The sequence below is a fragment of the Paenibacillus sp. P32E genome (genome assembly GCF_001909085.1).
Classification (GTDB): domain Bacteria; phylum Bacillota; class Bacilli; order Paenibacillales; family Paenibacillaceae; genus Paenibacillus_AQ; species Paenibacillus_AQ helianthi.
The window spans coordinates 186,294-205,189 of the sequence record NZ_LVYY01000001.1 but is presented as its reverse complement, the minus strand read 5'-3'; the positions used below and the strand labels follow the sequence as shown (position 1 = coordinate 205,189).

At 53.0% G+C, this 18,896-nt stretch carries 11 protein-coding genes and 1 riboswitch; of the genes, 4 read left to right on the top strand and 7 right to left on the bottom strand.

What is annotated here, in order from left to right; translation table 11 throughout:
* Positions 1–93: 93 nt before the first annotated feature.
* A riboswitch (cobalamin riboswitch) is annotated at positions 94–297 on the bottom strand.
* Between the two features lie 684 nt (positions 298–981).
* Together A3848_RS31135 and A3848_RS00615 are read left to right on the top strand one after the other, a co-directional pair.
* A protein-coding gene (locus tag A3848_RS31135; RefSeq protein WP_178381866.1) for an IS5 family transposase occupies positions 982–1,757 on the top strand; the annotation gives its coding sequence in 2 pieces (ribosomal slippage) (positions 982–1,309 and positions 1,309–1,757; 777 coding nt in all).
* 356 nt (positions 1,758–2,113) lie between these two features.
* Complete coding sequence (locus A3848_RS00615) at positions 2,114–3,022, top strand: GNAT family N-acetyltransferase (RefSeq protein ID WP_178381865.1); 909 nt, start codon at positions 2,114–2,116, stop codon at positions 3,020–3,022.
* A 267-nt stretch (positions 3,023–3,289) separates the two neighbouring features.
* Here A3848_RS00615 and A3848_RS00610 read toward each other — a convergent pair whose 3' ends face one another.
* From A3848_RS00610 to A3848_RS00580, 7 genes are all read right to left on the bottom strand, one after another.
* On the bottom strand, positions 3,290–6,382 hold the full coding sequence (locus tag A3848_RS00610) for a GAP1-N2 domain-containing protein (protein WP_074082948.1): 3,093 nt from the start codon (positions 6,380–6,382) through the stop codon (positions 3,290–3,292).
* Entirely contained in the window at positions 6,379–7,641 is a 1,263-nt protein-coding gene (locus tag A3848_RS00605) for a hypothetical protein (RefSeq protein WP_074082947.1), read from the bottom strand. The genes A3848_RS00610 and A3848_RS00605 overlap by 4 nt, the downstream gene beginning before the upstream one ends.
* Positions 7,642–7,917: 276 nt before the next feature.
* Positions 7,918–8,553 carry a beta-mannanase gene (locus A3848_RS00600; protein WP_074082945.1) on the bottom strand — a complete coding sequence of 212 codons (636 nt, stop codon included), beginning with the start codon at positions 8,551–8,553 and terminating at the stop codon, positions 7,918–7,920.
* Between the two features lie 55 nt (positions 8,554–8,608).
* Positions 8,609–9,886, bottom strand: a complete 1,278-nt coding sequence (locus A3848_RS00595; RefSeq protein WP_074082942.1) for a vWA domain-containing protein — start codon at positions 9,884–9,886, stop codon at positions 8,609–8,611.
* A gap of 79 nt (positions 9,887–9,965) precedes the next feature.
* The gene (locus A3848_RS00590; RefSeq protein WP_083611830.1) at positions 9,966–12,416 is read right to left on the bottom strand and encodes a transcription initiation factor TFIID; all 2,451 of its coding nucleotides are present in this window, start codon (positions 12,414–12,416) and stop codon (positions 9,966–9,968) included.
* A 4-nt stretch (positions 12,417–12,420) separates the two neighbouring features.
* Entirely contained in the window at positions 12,421–15,810 is a 3,390-nt protein-coding gene (locus tag A3848_RS00585; RefSeq protein ID WP_074082940.1) for a tubulin-like doman-containing protein, read from the bottom strand.
* Between the two features lie 12 nt (positions 15,811–15,822).
* Positions 15,823–17,640, bottom strand: coding sequence for a vWA domain-containing protein (locus A3848_RS00580; RefSeq protein ID WP_074082938.1), 1,818 nt, complete (start codon positions 17,638–17,640; stop codon positions 15,823–15,825).
* A gap of 150 nt (positions 17,641–17,790) precedes the next feature.
* Here A3848_RS00580 and A3848_RS32020 point away from each other — a divergent pair, with 150 nt between their 5' ends.
* Entirely contained in the window at positions 17,791–17,943 is a 153-nt protein-coding gene (locus A3848_RS32020) for a hypothetical protein (RefSeq protein ID WP_167374697.1), read from the top strand.
* On the top strand, positions 17,930–18,859 hold the full coding sequence (locus A3848_RS00575; RefSeq protein WP_074082936.1) for a hypothetical protein: 930 nt from the start codon (positions 17,930–17,932) through the stop codon (positions 18,857–18,859). Before A3848_RS32020 ends, A3848_RS00575 begins: the two co-directional genes overlap by 14 nt.
* Positions 18,860–18,896: the final 37 nt, after the last annotated feature.

The following is an 18,896-nucleotide window of genomic DNA, read 5'->3' as shown; positions in this document are numbered from 1 at the left end:
GCCCGGAAGAATACAAAGTGAAGGCTACGGCGCTCCTAAGCTCCGGACTCCATCCATCTGCATATGTTCCGCATTCTTACCCCACGAAGAATAGAAACGTTCACGAAAAAGGCAGGTCTCCTGGCTTATGCCTCATTGCTGCTCTTGGCCTTCCCATCCTTCTACCGGACAGTGGCCGCTCTAAGAGCCGCTCCGCATTTACAGTGGCGGGACCGCGCCGGATTTGCACCGTGCTTCCCTTTTAAGCCGATTCTGATTCTGTGAAGCAGAACCGGCACCTTCTTCATAACCTATTAAATTTTAATATCCATAATCATATCCAGTATTCCCTTGTATGTCTATAGACAAGCTGTTTCATAGTGGACGCAGGTAGCCCAGCAAACTTGCAGAAGGATTTAGTATGTTTCTAACTTTTGCAATTATGGTTAGTTTCATTGTACGTCATTTGTTAATGCCTCGCCTGTAGAAATGGTAAAAACACATGTCACTAAAGCCAAGTGGTCGGGATTTTTTAAGGGGGATTCTATGCCAAAACTACACGATCAGAATTTGACATCTTCTACTTATATTAATATTGATTTTATATACCACATCAAACAAGTTAACCGCTCCATCGTTATAGCTAAGTAAATGAAAATCCGATAGAAATAATTTCTTATACTTCATAATTGAGAAAAAGACTGATACAGGATTACCTCTATCAGTCTTTTCTGTTTAACATTGTATTCAACTAATTATTCTTCTGCTTTGCAACTTGCATACCACCGATGATAAACATGAGAATCCCAATTACTGCTAGAATAATCCGAACTAAAAATGGACTCAATGAAAACACAGCTTCACCCTGCCAGACCACTCCGAACAACCTTTCATCCAGCCCCACAATCGCCAATAATGGCTTAAGAAACAAACACAGCACTAGGATGTGTCTGAAAACTAAATAACATGGTAAGATTTGAGAAAACGAATGGGGCGTCAAGCATGATTCAAAGACGGTACGAAATAAGCGATGAACAGTGGGAACAAATTAAGGACATGTTTCCACCCTACAAAACAGGGCGTCCGTCAAAATTAAGTGAAAGAACCATGTTTAATGCTTTTTTATGGATCGCTCGAAGTGGTGCTGCCTGGCGCGATCTACCGGAGGAACGCTATGGTTCATGGAAAACGGTCTACAGTCGCTTCTGCAAGTGGCGAGATACCGGACTGCTTGTCGCGATCTTCCAAACTCTTCAGGTCGAACCTGACTTTGAAAACTTGAGCATTGATTCTACATCGGTCAAAGCCCATCAACATAGTGCCGGTGCTAAAAAAACGCCCCAGGACACGAAGTGAATCAGCACATCGGCGTCAGTCGTGGCGGAAAGACAACCAAACTTCATACCGTCGTCGATGGATTAGGAAATCCCCTCGCTTTTCTTCTGACGGGTGGTCAAGTCTACGATTCCGTTCCAGCGATCGATTTACTTCAGAAGCTTGATATTACAGGAAGTCATATTCTTGGCGACAAAGCCTATGGCTCAGAAGTGATTCGGAATTGGATTACAGCTAAGCAGGCATCCTACACTATCCCGCCTAAAGCGAATAGTCAAAACCCATGGGAAGTCGATTGGTATCGGTACAAAGAACGCCACTTAGTGGAGTGCTTTTTCAATAAAATCAAACATTTTCGCCGTGTGGCTACTCGTTACGACAAATTGGCCAAGTCATTCTTGGCGTTTGTATACGTAGCTGCCATTTTCAAATTGACTCAATGAAAAGTTTTCAGACACGACCTAATAATACTATCCCCCAAATAATATTGCTGTTCATTGATTCAAAACCTCTTTTCCAATTCATTTTAACTTGGTCACTTTGGTGTGAAACTGTACAAATAATTTAGCGGTATTTAATTGATTAACAAAATTAGATAAATTATCCACTCCATTTAGTATATCCTCGAATTATTCATAATGTAAATATTTTAGTCGGCAGTGAATCCTGCACTCAAGAGGTAGACTGGCTACTCGCTGCGATTAACTGTCTTGGATAGTTTAGGTATACCTGATATTTACCCTTATATAATAAAACTTCCCGTGGTAGTGTGAACATAAAGACAATGGGGGGGATATTTGTGTTTTCTAGTGAAAATGTAGATATTGATAAAATAGACCTAGTTTACGACTATAAAGATAGCAAAGTTTACAGGGATAGTTTTAATCAACTAGCGACTTTGGTTTTTGATATCAACTTTGAAGATTGGTATCAGAAAGGATTCTGGGATGATCGTTATATATGCCATTCTTTCATCAGAGATAATGTAGTGATTGCCAATGTATCCGTTAGCAAAATGGACTTGATGATAAATGGATTAAATAAAAAAGCGATTCAAATTGGCACAGTTATGACTCATCCTGATTTTAGAGGGAAAGGGCTTTCTGGAAAATTGATGAGGCACGTTCTAGATTTGTACGAGCATGATTGTGATATCTTCTTCTTATTCGCTAATAGCAGTGTAATTGATTTCTATCCAATATTTGGATTTGAATCCGTTGGTGAATCACAAATCAAACTTAAATATCTTCCCACTCCAAATGCGGATACTACCTTGCGCAAGTTGAATTGTTCCCGTAAGGAAGACTTGGCATTTATCAAAAGAATGGTTTTATCTCGCAGACCTGTTTCAGAACAATTTGGTGATATTAATAACCTAGGACTCTTTATGTTTTACGCTATAAAAGTATTTCCCGAATCAATATATTATTCGCAAGAGGACGAGGCGATTATCGTCTATCAACAAGAAGGTCATAACCTAAATTTATATGATGTAGTTAGTCAATGTGACGTTAATTTAGATCGCCTACTTAAGCGTATTGCTAATGAGCAAACAGAATATATTCATTTTCATTTCACACCAGATCAATTGCCTGAGAACGTACAGTACGAGTGGATGGACAACAATGGTGATATGCTTTTTATAAAGTCTAACTTTATTTTAGATCCAAGCTCAAAATTCTGTGTACCTGCATTAGCACATGCTTAGAGTTATACTTTTCTTTTTCATATTTAACTCTAACGGAGAACGTTGTTCAATGAAACAGCGACAGTCTAGGACTTTCTTGTCCTTTACTGTCGCTGTTTCAATTTCCAGGGTCAGTCAGATACTTTATTATCTGTTAATACGCCCAGCCTTCGACTTCCCGGGTTCAACTCATGTAGACCATAAATTAACAAAAATCCCGAACTGCACGCGCCCCACACTCTCGGCTAATCGTGCTGTTCAGGATAAACTATATTCCACTGCCACGCATCATTCGTTGTCCGTATTACCAGTCGCCTTAGGCGAAGGTTTAGTACTTGAAGTTGCATCTGCTCCGGCGCCCGGGGTGCTGTCTGCTGCCGTGCCCGAAGCCGGCTGCAGGATCAGCTTGTACTCCCCGGCGGTGACCATGTCGCCTGCGGCCAGCTTCGCGCCGGCCTCCAGCTGCACGGTCACCTCGAATGCGGATGCCTCCAGCACCGCTCCCGAGGCTCCGGGAGCTCCCGGCGCGGTGCCTCCCGCCGCCGGAGAAGGCGTGGCCGCGCCGGCGTTCCCACCCGCGGCCCCCTTCACACCAGCGCTCGCAGTCGCGCCGGTCTTCTGTCCGGCACCCGTGTCGGTGCCGTCAGTCGCTGCAGGCGCGCTTGCCTCCGCGCTGCCTTCTGCTCCAGCGGATGCATCTGCGCCGCTGTCAGACCCTGCCGGCGCACTCGCATCCGTGCCGGTACCGGCGGCGCCCGGCTTCGGCGACACGACCAGGCAGCTGCCTGTCGTCGCCGTGACCTTGTAGTCCTCCGTCACATCGCCGGAGGACACCACGCGGACCTCCGCCGGTTTGAAGGCGGAGCAGTCGGCGGCAGCAGCAAAGGTGAACACCAGGCTGCCGCCTGTTGTCCCGCCGCCCAGCCGGACGGTGGCGGGAACTAGAGCACCAGCCCCACCTGTGGCGCTGGGCTGTGCGCTGCCTTCCGGCAGAGCCGTGTCCGCAGGGTCCGGCCGGAGCACGCTGACCGCGATCATTACAGCGATCAGCACAATACCCAGCACGCTGCCGGAGATCAGGAGTCGAAATCGGCTGCGGCTGACCCACCGCGCCAGCGGCGAAGCCAGCTGGGAGCGCGCTTCGTTGTATACATTTTGCAGCGCCGGGCCCGCAGCGGCGGTATAGCTTTTACGGAAATCACGGCTCTTGAACGCATCGCGGTCGCTGCTCAGGAAATACTTCAGAATAGCCCGGCGGTAACCGGGCCACAGCTTTTTATTTGAAATAGAAAATAGCGGATTGCCCTGCGACCAGGCCAGGAAACGGTAGACCCTCTCTTTGTCGTCGCCCGCCTTACGCTTTATTAGTTCCATCAGCGTCTCATAATCCAGCGGTCCATCCTGTCGCTCGCTGCTGTGATAGAAGGCCAGCGGTACACGCTCGAACGGTTCAATATTACGCGATTCCTTCAGCCAGCGCCGTCCGAGCAGCTGCACATCATCCAGCTCTCTCGGCGATAGTCCGGCAAAAATCTCCTCTGTCGGCTTCTCCTCCCCGAACCAGCGGTACGCAGCCCGGAGGGCGTTCGCCTTTTGCCGGGTAATCGCATCCAGCGGCGGCTGCCAGTCGGTAACCTCGCGGTAGCGCAGAAAAGAAATCTCCAGCAGCTGCTCCTGTGTCAGCTCGTCCAGCGAGACCCGGTTCAGCAGGAAGCGGTCCGCCGCCGTCATCAGCTCCTCCAGCAGCGACAGGGCTTCGGGATAGAGCCCGCTTCCTCTGCGGCGCTCCTTTTCCGCCTTGTCTACGGAATCATGGATCGCCGCTACCGCCGCTACCGGATCGGCCTCCCGCTGCAGCTTCTCCAGCAGGTACTCCTTGACGGTATCGCGGACAAACGACTGCTGCAGCGCTTCCGGCAAGAACCTGCCAAAGTGTACTACAAAGCGTAAAATGTCAGCAGACCTTGACGCCGCAGACAGCCGGGACTCCATATAAGGCTCCAGCAGCGCCCGGCGGAAGATGGGCTGGGCCAGCACTCTTTTGAAGAAAGACGCACTTAGCTCATCATTGCTCTCGATCATACCGTAAGCTGCTGCCAGTGCATCTTCACGGCCGGCAGCCTGGGCATTCAGCATACCGTTGATGAAATAATCGACAATCTTGACCCGGTAATTATGGTCCTTCAGCGTAAAATACTCCACAAACTGCTCCATAATCTCGGGCACAGGGATGCCTTTCTGCCGGATCAGATCATATTCGCGGTCAAACCGCTCCAGGAACATATCATTCAGCCTCACCCGGGAAGTGAGCGCACCCTCCGGCTTCAGGTAGGACAGCAATCCGCCCAGCACCGCCTGCTTGTTCTCTGTATACAGCTCTTCATTGCCCTGCTCGATTTCATAAAATACCGCCAGCTCGTTGTACAGCGCGAGCGACAGCTTGCGCTCCACGCTCTCCCCAGGCAGCAGCGAATCGGCAAAATGTGCGAAATCTTCCAGTCCGCGCTCCGGCTGTTTCAGTGTTTTCCAGGCCAGCTCGGCATAAGGCTGACGTGAATCACCGAAGTCCGCATTCATGATCCGGCCCGAAGCGAGATCGAACACAAAATCCTTCTCGATGCTGCGGTCGCCAGGGCGGAGCGAGCCTTTTTCCACGAAGGTCAGATGGATATATTTACGGCTTTTGGGCTCGCTCGCATAGGTGATCACACCCAGTCTGCGGCGGAAATCATAAGGCAAAGATGCAAAAAGCACCTCCGTCAGTTCCAGTGCGTGCCGGGATAGCTCTACAATCGGAACATCCAAAGCAACATATATTTTCTTTTTCCCGGCCACAGAGACCATCACTGCCTGGAGGAGCGACTTGAACAGCTCCTCTGTAATGCCGAGCGCGCTCAGGATCGTCAGCGGATTCGTATTCCGCTCCTGCTGCAGGACAGGAACAGCCGGAAGCTCCGGCAGTGTCCCGCCCAGCTCACCCACATAACTACCGGCAAAATCCGCATGGAGAAAGTCCCGGTAACCCTCCAGAATCTCCTCGGAACGGATGGGCGGCACCACGAAATTATGGGCAAAAAAAGCGCTCCGCTGCCCTGTGAAATCCACCGCCAGATACCGGCTCTGCCCAATGACCGTATCATTCGTCTCCGTATGGAACAAATGCAGCGCGGCAGGATACAGTTCTTCATTCTTCTCACCGCGCGCCGTCAGCTCTGCCGGAGCATCATAGAGGCAGAAGGGGTGCAGAATTTTTTTGACAAAATTATTGTCCAGGCTCTCCGACTTCGCTACCGTATCGAATCCTTCTGTCGCCCGGTACACCCCGCGCCGCTCCCGGGTATACATCTGCTGGGTGATCATGGACCCTGAAAATCTGTTCACGGCCCGTCGCTCCCCTCAATATAGTTCAGCTTGTGCAGCAGCCAGATGAAAGGCTCGTCCACACGGATCGGGCTGACTACACCTTCTATCCTCTGATTCACGGGATTGCTGCCCAGTGCCGACACGGCAAAATACCCCGTATTCGCAAAATACACATCCATCGTATCCTTGAACGGCCGGTCTACCTTCTCAATGAAGCGGCGGATTTCGCCGTCGATGTTGTGGAACTCGTCCAGATTCAGCGTTTTGCGGTGCACATAGTTATTGAACACATTGCTGTTGGACTTAATATAGTCACCGTCCTCATCCTTCAGTGAATGGAGCATGTCGCTCTTGGCGAGCACAACTGCGGTTGGGATATCGGTTTTACTCTTCTCCTGATAGGCGATGAAATCACCGAACATGGTCAGCACCACATCGCGCGGCTCGTCATACTGCGAGACCCATTCGCCCGGACGGTCTCCGAAGTTGATGCGGATCTTCTCGCGGATCGAGCGAATCTGCAGCGGATCGACCATGAACAGGATACCGGCGGAATTCTTGATATGCTGTCCGTGCAGCCCGAGATAATCCTGATCGACCATACCTTCACCTGCGACATCGAAGAATACCAGCGTCAGCGGCGGCTTGGACTCATCCTTGAATACAAATTGGAAAATAAACGGCTCCTGCATTTTCTCCTTCTGGGTCGAAGCCAGCAGATCCCCCCGCTCGAACAGCGGTTCTTCATACAGTGTGCGGAACTTGCGGCTGATCTCGGCATTCAGCGGCATGCAGGCTGCGTCAAAATGCCCCGCCGTCGTATGCTGGAGCGTATGGATCAGCGAGGTCATGTACACCGACTTCCCGACCTGGGAAGCACCGATGATCGAAATAATATTACTTGGCACCTTGCCTGCGGTCACGGGCAGCTCATTATGGCAGGACGGGCACAGCCGTCTGCGTGTAAGCACACCATAGCGGTCGGTGATGCCGGTCAGCACATGGTCCGTATAGTGGTGGTACTCCTCCGGAATATCCGCCGGATTCAGAATGGCTTCCATATCGTCAACGGTATCGAGGCCAAAGCGCTCGCGGTATTTGTTCAGTGCATCGTCTTCGCCCAGCGCATAATTCTCGTCATCCTCACGGCTGTGCATAGCCCGAAAGACCACATCCTCCGGCTGGAACCGGGTGAAGCAATACGGACAGACAATATCATAAAAAAGCGGCCGCTGCTGCGGCTGATTCTTTTTCTTAAACCGGTTGAAAAAAGACATCTCTTGTCCTCCTGAAAGTTTTGTGAGCTTCTGCTCCCTTGAGTCACTACGAACAAAGCTCGCTTCGGAAGCATTTGCTTAAGTTTTGCAGAATACCCGCTTCTTCGAGAATGCTTGCGGCAAAACTCGCTTCGAAAGCATACGCTTAAGTTTTGTGAGCTTCTGCTCCCTTAACTTGTGAGTGTTGAACGCTCGGCAGGCCCGCTGCCTTCAGTTCCTGCGCCCAGTGATACCCTTCCGAATGCCTTGCATCACGTCAGCAGGCATTCTCTCCACTTATTCAGGTATCAGTTCATAATACAATCCATATTTGCGGCCATCCGTAAAAAAGATACGGACAGCGTCCTCTTTGCCGATTTCGATCGGCGGCAGCACGTTGCGTCCGGCGGCAAAATCCTGGACGAACGGAAAGAGTACGCCGTCCTCTTTGGACGCCGGAAAACCGCCCCGTTTTTTCACATAGCACAGTACCTCTTTGGATACGGGCACTTCGGCCGTGAGCGTCATATGTACTGTTTTTTGCTTGCCAAACAAGCCTTTTTTCTGCTGGATGGAATAGTAGATCCGCGCTTTGCCGGCACTGACCAGCGTACGGTTGGCACCATCCCGCTGACGAACCAGCAGGATGTCTCCGCCATCGGCAAGCCGGACATAAACGGTATAGACAACCAGGCCGATGTCATCCAGCCGGTCACGGTATCCGTTGTTCGCCTTGTACTCCTCACGGGTATAGAGCTTCATCCCAGGAGGAGGAAGCTCCAGGTTGTCCGGCGCCTCCGCAGGTGACTTATGAATGTAGACTGCCTGTACGCCGTCCGGCCAGTGCCACCGCAGTGTACAGAACCTGTCCTCCATCCGGGAGGATACCTCCATAATTACCGGTGTGGAGGAATCAACCTCGGCGTACCTCATGAATGTAGGCTCCTTTCCGTATCTCTTTCAGTATCTTTCAATGTCTCTTTCACGATCAGAACCCTTTGCTTCCCCGATTTCTGCGTGAAGACGGGAAGCCTTCCGACGATGGCGAAGGAACTTCTGCGCCTCTTCCTCTTTTGCGGGAAAGACGCCCCTCTCCGACTGGTATCACAAAGGTGAACAACGCAATGACGGCCGTTAGAACAAGCAGAGCCAGCAGACGGGTCATGGCATCCCCGAAGGAGTGGCCGTCCAGACCAAATTCCAGTATCAGGCCGGCAAGCAGGCCGGATACTGCGCCGCCTACGCCAAAGCTTCGCGCAAGATGCCGATTGTCAAACACAATGCCAAGCCCGATACCGAGAGCCGTACCTACCAGCAGCAGTGCCAGAATCCGCACCCCGGCATAATACGGGCTGTCCGCTGTTGAATCACTGCGCACCGTCATCAGCGTCCGGTCACCCAGCCGGTCATAGATTTGCTGAAACACACCGCCGAGGAGCGCTGCATTCGTTACATCATAATATTGCCCGCCGGTTGTGGTGGCGATATTCTGAAGCAAAGCTGATCCCGAAGGATCATCCAGTGCCAGGCCAATGGTATTAACTGCAATCCCGCGGCCGACATACTCCGCAAGTTCCTTCGAGGTATCAAATTGGCTGAATCCGTCGGACAGCATGATTACCATAGCTCCACGCCCGGATGTATTGTCACTGTTTATAACACTCATGGCTTCCGTAAGTGCGGCGCTAAAATTCGTACCACCTTCTGTGGTCTGCAGACTGCGAATAACCGAAGTTACCTTCTCACGGTTCGCAGTGCTGGACAGCGGGACCAGCGGCTGAACCACTGTGGCCTCCTGACTGAACGTCACCACGGCTACCTGGTTATCTTCATCCATGCGCTGTACCAGTGCTTCTGCAGCCGTATAACGGCTGTTGCCCGGATCGCTCTGCTTCATGCTGCCGGAGTCATCAATGACCATGACCACATCTTTTACCGGTCTCACGCCGCCGAAGTTCAGCTCATACACAAATTCCGTTACAGTGCCAACCGCAAACAGCATCACCAGCGTTACGGGCAGCAGCTTCCAGGATAAGCCCAGATACCGCTGCTTCCACGACAAGCCGTTCAATCTGGGCGAAATGATCTCCGCGAGCAAGCTGCCCAGCCCGACCCCAAGTGCTACAATGGCAAAATAGATGCCGATCAGTACGATCGACGGCAGATCATAAGGCCTGCTGTCCAGCAGCAGCTCACCTAACACAAAGGCAACTCCACCGCCAAGCAGACTGAAGAGGAGCAAGAGCAGATTGATTTTTCGCTGCATTGATATCCATCCTTTCCCGGAAAAACTTGAATTGAGCTTATATTCATTCTTGTGGCCATGACTATCTGCTTCCACTCACCTACCTCAGTTCCGGCAGCTCTTCTTCGCTTATACCATGCAGCTTGTAGCCGCTAGTGGCGTAGGTCTCATAATAGACTTTGCCGTTGCGGTAGTAGAGCAGATCCTCCAGATGGAAGCCGCCCATCAGGTTCAGCTTCTCGACACCGCTTCTGCGCTGCTCATGTACAAACCCAAGCCGGTAAATGCGCGTCGTCTCATCCGCGCCGAAGGCATAACGCAGGAATTCGGAGCCGCTGTCACCGAAGAAATATTTCTCCTCATGGCGGTGCTCCTGTGTATATTCGAACAGGCGGACATTGATGCTCGCTTCCTCCTCCAGGCTGCGGTAGAGCCGTTTGAACAGCTCCTCCCTGGAGACTACTTCACGGTTCTCGTAAGCCGCCGCGACATTGGCGCGCCGCAGCAGCTCTTCCTCGAACGGCAGTGCGAACGGCTCCGCTGTCAGCAGTTCAAGGCGGCACAGCTGGGTAAGCCGTTCCGCGACAGCGGCGCCGCCTTGGCGGAGCAGGCCCGAGACGCTTCCCAGGAACCGCTCGCTGAAGAAAATACCAGGGCCGCGCCGTGCTTCCATATCCCGCATGACATCTTCCGTGACGGTCCGGTAATACTCCATAATGTTCTGGTCCACCGTCTCGCCCGTCCGGCCGATACTGTCAAGCGCCAGACCGCGCAGCTCCCCCTCCAGCGCTTCCATGGTTTGCACCTTGGCTTTGCTGTCCGCGTGCAGCTGCTCCAGCGCCGTATCGTAGCGCAGACACAGTGCAAGCTCACTTTCCATGCGCAGCAGCTCATATTTCCGGCCGTACACACTTGCGAATAAATAATGAATGAAGTTGCGAACCGTCCGTTTGTCCAGCAGCGGCACGCGCTGGAACGGCTGGCGCTCCACGCTCTCCGCGTAGAGCTGATCCAGCTCCTCCTGCGCGGAGAGAATCGCCGCCCGCAGTCCGGCCATATGCTGGCGCAGCGCATGCAGTACACTGCCCCCGCCGCCCTGCTCGGCGGTCCATTCCGCCAGCTGGTAGAAGGTCAGCGGCGGAACCGCCTTCTCCTGGTCCGCCAGTAGAGCGGCCCACTCGCGGGCAGGGTCGAGAGCCGCCGCCCGCCGCGACGCCACATCCGCAAAGTTGCTGCGGAAATAGGCCTGCCCGCCGTCTCCGAACAGCAACGCCTCGGCCTCGCGCAGCGACAGCGGCTTCAGCTCGCTATAGGAGGGCCGGCCGTGGCTCATCAGCCCGGTCATCTCTTCAATTCCCGCTTCATCCGGAAGCAGCGAAGCTGCCCGTTCACGCAGGGAATCGGCGCTCAGGCCGAGCAGAGCCTGCCGTTCGCGCAGACTGACTGTTCCGCCTTCCTGCAGCTTTGAGGCCAGATAATGAAAGGCATGAGCCAGCACCGCGAGAGCGATTTGCCGGTTCGGTCTGCGCACTGCCGAGAACCCGGCGGATGCGTAGCCCTGTCTTCCGGAGCTGCCCCGGATGCCGCTTTTGAAGGTCATATTGTTGTATCCGCCGTGTCCCGTAGCCGTATCTGTAGCCGGGCGTACACGGTTCTTGAGCAGGCTGATATGGGCGATAATTTCGTAGTTGTCGTCCATGCCGTGAGCGGACATCATCCCCCGCTCGTTTTTGTCCGAGAGCAGATAGACGAGATCGAACAGCGGAGAAGGACCATGAGCTACAGGTATGGACAGCCCGTCCTCCGTGACCAGCAGCGGGGCGCTGAAGGCATAATCCGACTGCTGCATCCCGTCCAGCTCACGCAGAAAAGCCAGCCCTACCGAGCTGGAATAACCGAAGTTGTCCCCCTGCTCCCGCTCATTGATCAGCGCGTACAGGTCAGTCTGCACCGACTTGAAGGACTGGCTGAGCACCGCACGGGCCAGCAGGGCAACCTCCGGCAGCAGCACGTTAAGCGGGTCATCGACCCGCGTAACTATAGAGAGATGGATGACGTCAAAAGAGGAATACAGCCGTCCATAATCCGCTATGCTGTTGCTTAAACGCCGCAGGCTCCGGTTCAACCCGGCCAGAAACCGGCTGTCTTCATGAAACTCGCGATAGAGTTCCTGACGGACGGTGCGGGGATCACGGCCCGCCGTTTCCGGCAGGGCCATGGCCAGGACCCGTTCTCTTCTGCCACTGCCGCCTTCAGGCTGCACCTGATTCCCGTCATGGGCATTTCCAGCCTGAGCCTGAGTCTGAGTACCACCGCCAGACTGGCCTGTGCTTCTAGAGGATGCGGCATGCAGCGCCATAATACCGCCCGCATTGTCCCATTTCCGCTCACAGCTGTCCAGCACCGGGCCGATGGCCGGGGCTACCTTGTCACCCAGGAACAGGAACAGGGCAGGATAATGAATACTGCTGCGCCCGTCCCCTTTGCTGCGCTGCGCCTCTTCCTGGGCCGCATATTGCTGCGCATAGGTTAATGCCTGTGCTTTGATCATAGGATTACTTCAGCTTTCTGCGGATGCTGCCAAGCTTGCCGGTCAGGCTCTTGTAGAAGCTGTACATTTCATCGCCGTCCGCATGCTCTACCCGCTCATATTCCAGACTGTCACGTGCTTCCAGGAAGGAGACATACAGTCCTTCCAGTTTATACAGCAGCGGAGTCACATCCTCGGCAGCGGTCATTTCCCCGGCACGGCGCGCCGCCTTACGCAGCAGCAGGCTGCGGCTTTTCTCGTCCAGACCGCGGAAATGACGGTAGACGGCATACTCCACATAGCTGCGTTCCTTCATCAAGTTGGCGAACGGCTCCCAGGCGTCTTCGTCTTCATCACGGTCATAGACGTAGAGCGCGCCCTTTTTGGTGATCGTGTCCGTATACAGGGCTTCAATAAACTGGTCGATCCACTTGTCTTCGTCGAGATATTGATGGAGCAGTCCATCCAGCTCGCCCGCCTTCGCTGCCAGTGCCTCATATTTGGCCAATTCCTCGCGGACACGCGTAATCAGCTGCGGCGAGCGAATGAGATTTTCCTGGGCCAGGTCCTTGTTGATGCTGCCAAAAATATCCTTAACCCCTTCGCGTTCCAGGCCGCTTGCGCGCAGCGATTTCAGCTCATCGGCCGCCTTTTTCACTTCGCCCAGATTTGGACGAGCCATGCCAAGCTGCAGGTCATAGCCGCTAAGCATTTTATCCACATCAAACGGCTTCGTGAAGACGACCGAGAAACGGCTGCTTGTATTTTCGTCGAGGCCTTTTTCAATAATTACCCCGATCTCAAGCGCTCTGGCGAAATCGGCCCGGACTCTGGCATTGTAATCCCGGACACGGGTGTTAACGTAAGTATCCCCCCATGATTTTTCCGGAATCGGTGAAGGCAGATAGGTCCAGTTGTTCTTGTCGGTCATCACCAAATGGCGGCCAATGCCTTCCTTATCCAGAATCGTCCGTTCATAATTCTCCTCGAATACCCGCAGCGGTGTATATACGAACAGTGGCACCCCGTTGCGCGTATTGAGCCAGAAAATCCGGTTCTTCACCTGACTTTCCTTAATCGTAAACTGTGATTTGCCCAGCGCGTTGTTCTGATAATTGCGGATTCCCTTCAGAATGCCCGGCGCCTTGACCGGCACGGAGACAAACCCCCACGAAGGGAAATGCAAACTGCCGGAGCTGTTGCTGAGGTGGAAAATCGGCACCGCGTCTTCATCCAGACGTCCGGCGATAATCCGCTCCACGAACTTGTCCAGCGGCTCCTCACGGCCATATTTCATCACCAGGAATTCTTCCATGGAGCGGGTAATCAGATCACCAAACTTATCGCTGAGGAACTCTGAAATAGAGCGCACAATATCAATCTCCTGCTCCTTGACCCAGCGCCCGGAATGCTTCAGCATCTCCCGTGTGAAGTCGCGGATCAGATCGTCGCCGTCCTTCTGGTCCATCACCTTAGAGATGGTTGAGGCAATATCCGGCACGTTAACGATATTCCAATAGTAGGTTTTATTCCCTTTTTGGTCAGCTTGTTCTTCACCATTGATCAGAATGTCGCCATTCTTCTCGAAGATCGTGCTAAGCGCACTGAGAATCTCTGTGAACACACCATAAATCCGGTTGTTCTCTTCATTGAGAAGCTCAAACAGATCTTCATAGAACTCAATCATCTGTTCGGTGCGCTCTACGTCGGCATGCAGCCAGTATTCATTGATCTTGGCTTCAATGTAGGCATTTTTCTTCTTCTCCTTGGAGACAAAAGCGCTCCGCGCATCGCCCAGCTTCTCCTGCGCACTGTCCTGTGCCGTCTCAATATCGCGCGGCAGACGCAGCAGGCTCTCACGCAGCGCTTCAATATAAGACTGGATCAACTTCAGAATACAGAAGCCCTTCTCGGTATAGAGCAGCCGTGACACATAGAACGGACCCTGCTCAGGATGCAGGAAGATTCGTTCCAGCTCCTCGCCAAAGCGTCCGGTAATCTCTCCGGGAAGCTGCTTCTTGGACTTGATATATTCCTCACGGGCACGGGCCAGAAAATTCTGCTCCAGCTCCGTATCCATGTCCACCACCTGGTGCTTGATGACATTGCTGTGATTCAGGCGCTCGCTGTTCTCATAGCCGGGCAGCGGCTCCGGCACACGGGATTCGAAGGTCTTAATCATGCTGTCGAGATCGATGCCGAGCTTGCGCGCAAGCTTCTCCACATCCTCCTGCCCGGGAGCCTGCTGGAACATTTTGTCCATTTTGTCGAACAGGCGGAATGCCAGATAGGTCGTCATTTCCTCAATCGGCAGCACCGCGGACGAAGCGCCGATGATGTTGTATTCATAATTGGCAGGATAGGTCTTGTTCATCTGCGCAATATTCGTTCTGATGTTGCTGATATAGTCGTGGATGGCGAATTCTTCGCCCGACTGTTTTTCCTCGCTGGCCATGAAGTTCGTAATATTCTCCGCTGTCACATTCATGCAGTAGTCATAGGCGTTCTCCAGCAGCTTGCCTTCGGTATTGGTCGCGGAGATCAGATGGCACAGGTTGAACGGAGGCAGCGGCGAGTTCACAGTCAAAATATTGCCGTACTGCTGGCGGAATCTCTCCCCCCGGCCGTCCACGTTCATCCAGTAATCCAGCTCTTTGAGCGCCGCATAGCCATTCTTGCGGATATATTCACGGGTGTGCTCGCTGAGGCTTTTGTTCGACAGATTCACATCCGGCGTGAACAGGTAGCCCAGTGTATTTACACGGTCGATACCGGCTGAGCCGTAATCCCGTTCAATAATCCCGCGTACGATATAGGCGATATCCAGAAAAGCCCCGCTGCCTGTTCCGCCGGACAAGCCGGTGAGCAGGAAAACCATCAGCTTCTTGCTGGTACCGACAGACAGCGTCTTAATCTTCTTGTCGATGGCCGCTACCACCTGGTTGATCTTCGTGAACAGCAGCAGGCGTCCGGCCTGGCGCACCCCGGCGGCTCCGTTCATGCCATCGGTAATGCTCAGCTCCGGCGACAGCCAATCCGTAATATAAGGCTCCAAAATGCTGCGGTTCTGCAGCAATCCGCCGATTTCCGCATTGGCCAGCAGCACAAATTCATTCTGCGGATCGAGGCCGATGCCTTTGTACCTCTTCCCGCGATCCTGCTCATTCGTCTCAAACGCCAGGAACTCTACGTTATCCGGCTTATCCCTTTTCTTCTTGGACAGCGGATCTTCCGGCAGCTTGAAACGGCGGTTAATCTGATATTTCAGCCGCAGCAGGGCGTCAATCCCCGTGCCGCCAAGGCCAATGATGAGGATTGGGTTGTCAATGGTGTCCACTCGGATTTTGTCGCTGACGATTCCTCCGCCCAGCGATACGTCGAGCTGCTGAATATGTTCTCTTACTACCGGTTTCATACGTGCTCCCCCTTATATCAAATACTCCAGTAAAATTGTCTTATCCACCGTAGCCAGGGCCACGGAAATGCGGTCGCCGCTTTTCAGTTCCAGGCCGCGCGTCACATCGGCGGCGCGTCCTGATTTTTCAACAGAAATCCCTTCGCTGCCGCGCAGCATGAGGCGGTCATTTTTGCCCGGAGTGAATACAAGCTTCTCACTCTCCTTCAGCTCAGGCGCCAGCTGCAGAAGCTGATGCAGAGTGAACTTGCCTCGGAAAGCTGAGAGTTTCTTGTACTGCGGATAGGTTTTCTCCCCGGTATTGCCGTCCAGAACTTCTACTACCATCTGCCCTACGAAGCCGCGGTTTGATTGCTTACGCAGCATCCACAGCACCACAGCCGCCGCCAGTACCAGCACGATCCCGCCGATAATATAATAGAGAGTTTTGGAAGAAGACTTATCCTGTGCAGGCTCACTCACACCCGTTCCTGCTGCCGGACTCGTCGCCACAGCTCCTGTCTTGGCATTGATCTTAAGAACATCACTCTCGCGGTAGAAGCTGCTCTCCTCCGCCCGCACCTTCAGCTCATAATTATGGCTCTCCGTAATCTTGAAGGAGCCTTTGAACACCGCCCCGGTGTTATCCATCGGAAGCTCCTGCACCTTCCCCGTATCGGTATCTGTAGCAAGCAATACCGCCTTCATATCTTGATACAAATTGCTGAGTGTTACCTGAGTTCCATTGCTGAACAGGTGTGAAGAGATTTCTATGGTATCGCCTTTCTGGTAGGTCTTGGATGACAGTGCATCCAGCTTCAGCTCCAGATCATAGTTAAAGACGAGATTGATATCGATCTTGTCCTTCGGCACGCCCTTCACCTGAAGTTTCCAATCCCCCTGTTCCGGGGACAGCAGCTTGATCAGGCTGTACGAGCTGGACTTGGAGAGCAGCACATCGTTAGACGGAATAGCCACTTCCTTGCCGGAGGGATCACTAAGCTTCGCCGTAACCGGCTGTGCGGACATAATAGAGATGTTCGCCTCCAGCACGCTCCCATTGGGAACATTTACTGTAACCTCCTGGTACTTGCCGTTGGCTGTGATGGATTGTACCGGAACCACCTTCAGTTTCAAATGGTCGGCAAAAATTTCGCTGAGAATCTGTGGCAGGTCATCCGCCGAATCGGTGGTGAACGCTTTGCCACCTGTCTGATTGGAAATTCCGGCCAGAATCTCCTTATTCAGCTTTCCATCGGCATTAAGGCCTATAGTATAGACCGGATAGCCTTTTTGCTTGGCAGTGGCTACCGCACCGTCCAGTTCCTGATCCGACTGGCTCTGCGTGCGTCCAGTTGCTTCGTTAAGGTCATTGTTGCCGTCCGCCAGCATGACGATCATCGGCTCATGTGCCGGATCGCTGCCGTTCTCCAGCACCTTTACGGCCTCTTCCATTCCGACGGCAATATCCGTATAAGCTCCCCGGTCCAGACCGTCAATGAAATCCTTCAAGTCCTGTTTGTCTCCGGCAGAGCCGATTTGCAGCAGTGCCTTCTCCCGCTGCACCTTGTCGGTATAGGCCACAATCCCGACCTTATCGCCTTGGGCAGACAGCATATCTATGAACATTTTCATCGCTTCATTTGCGATCTTGTTTTTGTCGCTCTTATTCATGGAATTGCTGACATCAATCAGCAGTACAGCGTCAATATGGGATGGCGCAGGTGATGCCGCGCTTGCCCTACCGGCTCCAAACGGCGCCGCCGAGATGCACAGCACCAGCAGCAGCGGGACAACATGCCGCAGTATGTTCTTGGCTGTCTTTGAAATATTAATCGGTGTACGAAGCATAAATAGGGCTCCTCTTGTGTTAAATTAGGCAACTACGGCAGGGTTGCCGGTATAGCTAAATTCTGTCAATAGCATGCCATTATGATATAATTAAACCTTGTAAACTTCAACTTTAGGGCTGTCAGCTTCCAACAAGAAAGGAAGAGTTCCATGATTTCATACGCCATTCTCGGCATTACGTTTCTTTATGTAGTCATTCAGATCATTATTTATGCTTTACGGCAGCGCAAGCCGCTGACCCGTGATGACATTGATGAGCGTCTGCTGGCTGCGCTGAACGGAGGCGACCATGCCGGTAAATAAGAAGAAACCCGTGACGTTCCGCCCCTTTAAGGCTCCGCGGTATGCCTTTGACAAGCTGCGTATCTGCCGCCGGTGCAGCCGTTATACTGCGCTCGGTGAAGACCGGTGCGGCCATTGCGGCCATGCTTCGCTGACGCCAGTAGAGAAGCATGCTGTTTCCCTTACCGGACGCAAAATGCATACCCGGCTTCTGCTCATCCTGCTGCTTACTCTCGGTTCGGTCTATTTCGGCCAAAGTCTGCAGCAGATGACGCTGTCCGGTGCCGGCGGTATTGTGCTGGCCGGACTGCTCTTGCTTATGCAGCGCAAAGTGCGGCAGAACGAAAATCTGTATGCACTGAATGAGCTGCTGGGCCGCAGTATAGACAGCATCGGAGAAGGCCTAGAGATCAACCGCCAGGAAGCGGTGTCCGTTCTGCGCGAGAATGATGTGCTGGCCTATGAGAAGCTGCGCGAAATCTCAATCCTGCTGCGCGGCGACCGGGTCGCCCGCCAGCGTGTCGCTCTGCTGCACGGCTTTCAGCTGCGCAAGGATATGAACCTGGAGCTTGAACAGCTACTGCTCAAGGATTTCGAACCGCTGCTCGCCGAATATATCGGCGAGATTGCCAGAGTGCGGCCCGAGCTGATCAAGGACCGCACGCTGCGCTATGTCAAAACCTATGAGGTGCAGATTCTGGAAATGGACCGTGGCGCAGCCATTCTGACGGCTGTGGCGGGAGCGGCAGTGCGGTTAAAACGTTACGCTCTGCTCTACTCGGGCATGATCGGACGATACATACAGGAGCTTCCCAAGGACCGTTTTATGCGTCTGAGCCGGATCATATCCGCCAGTCCCTATGAGGCCTGGAACGGCCTGGACCTCAAAGTGGCGGAGGTCCGCGAAGCCAAATACCGCTGGGACCCCGATTTTTGAATAGAGCACTGTCAGCCGGAAAAGGGGCTACTATAAT

Excerpts from the sequence above, each read along its gene's own strand:
- A3848_RS00605 (WP_074082947.1), bottom strand. The coding sequence starts at position 7,641 with ATGTCTTTTTTCAACCGGTTTAAGAAAAAGAATCAGCCGCAGCAGCGG.
- A3848_RS00600 (WP_074082945.1), bottom strand. The coding sequence starts at position 8,553 with ATGAGGTACGCCGAGGTTGATTCCTCCACACCGGTAATTATGGAGGTA.
- A3848_RS00595 (WP_074082942.1), bottom strand. The coding sequence starts at position 9,886 with ATGCAGCGAAAAATCAATCTGCTCTTGCTCCTCTTCAGTCTGCTTGGC.
- A3848_RS00590 (WP_083611830.1), bottom strand. The coding sequence starts at position 12,416 with ATGATCAAAGCACAGGCATTAACCTATGCGCAGCAATATGCGGCCCAG.
- A3848_RS00585 (WP_074082940.1), bottom strand. The coding sequence starts at position 15,810 with ATGAAACCGGTAGTAAGAGAACATATTCAGCAGCTCGACGTATCGCTG.
- A3848_RS00580 (WP_074082938.1), bottom strand. The coding sequence starts at position 17,640 with ATGCTTCGTACACCGATTAATATTTCAAAGACAGCCAAGAACATACTG.
- A3848_RS32020 (WP_167374697.1), top strand. The coding sequence starts at position 17,791 with ATGATTTCATACGCCATTCTCGGCATTACGTTTCTTTATGTAGTCATT.
- A3848_RS00575 (WP_074082936.1), top strand. The coding sequence starts at position 17,930 with ATGCCGGTAAATAAGAAGAAACCCGTGACGTTCCGCCCCTTTAAGGCT.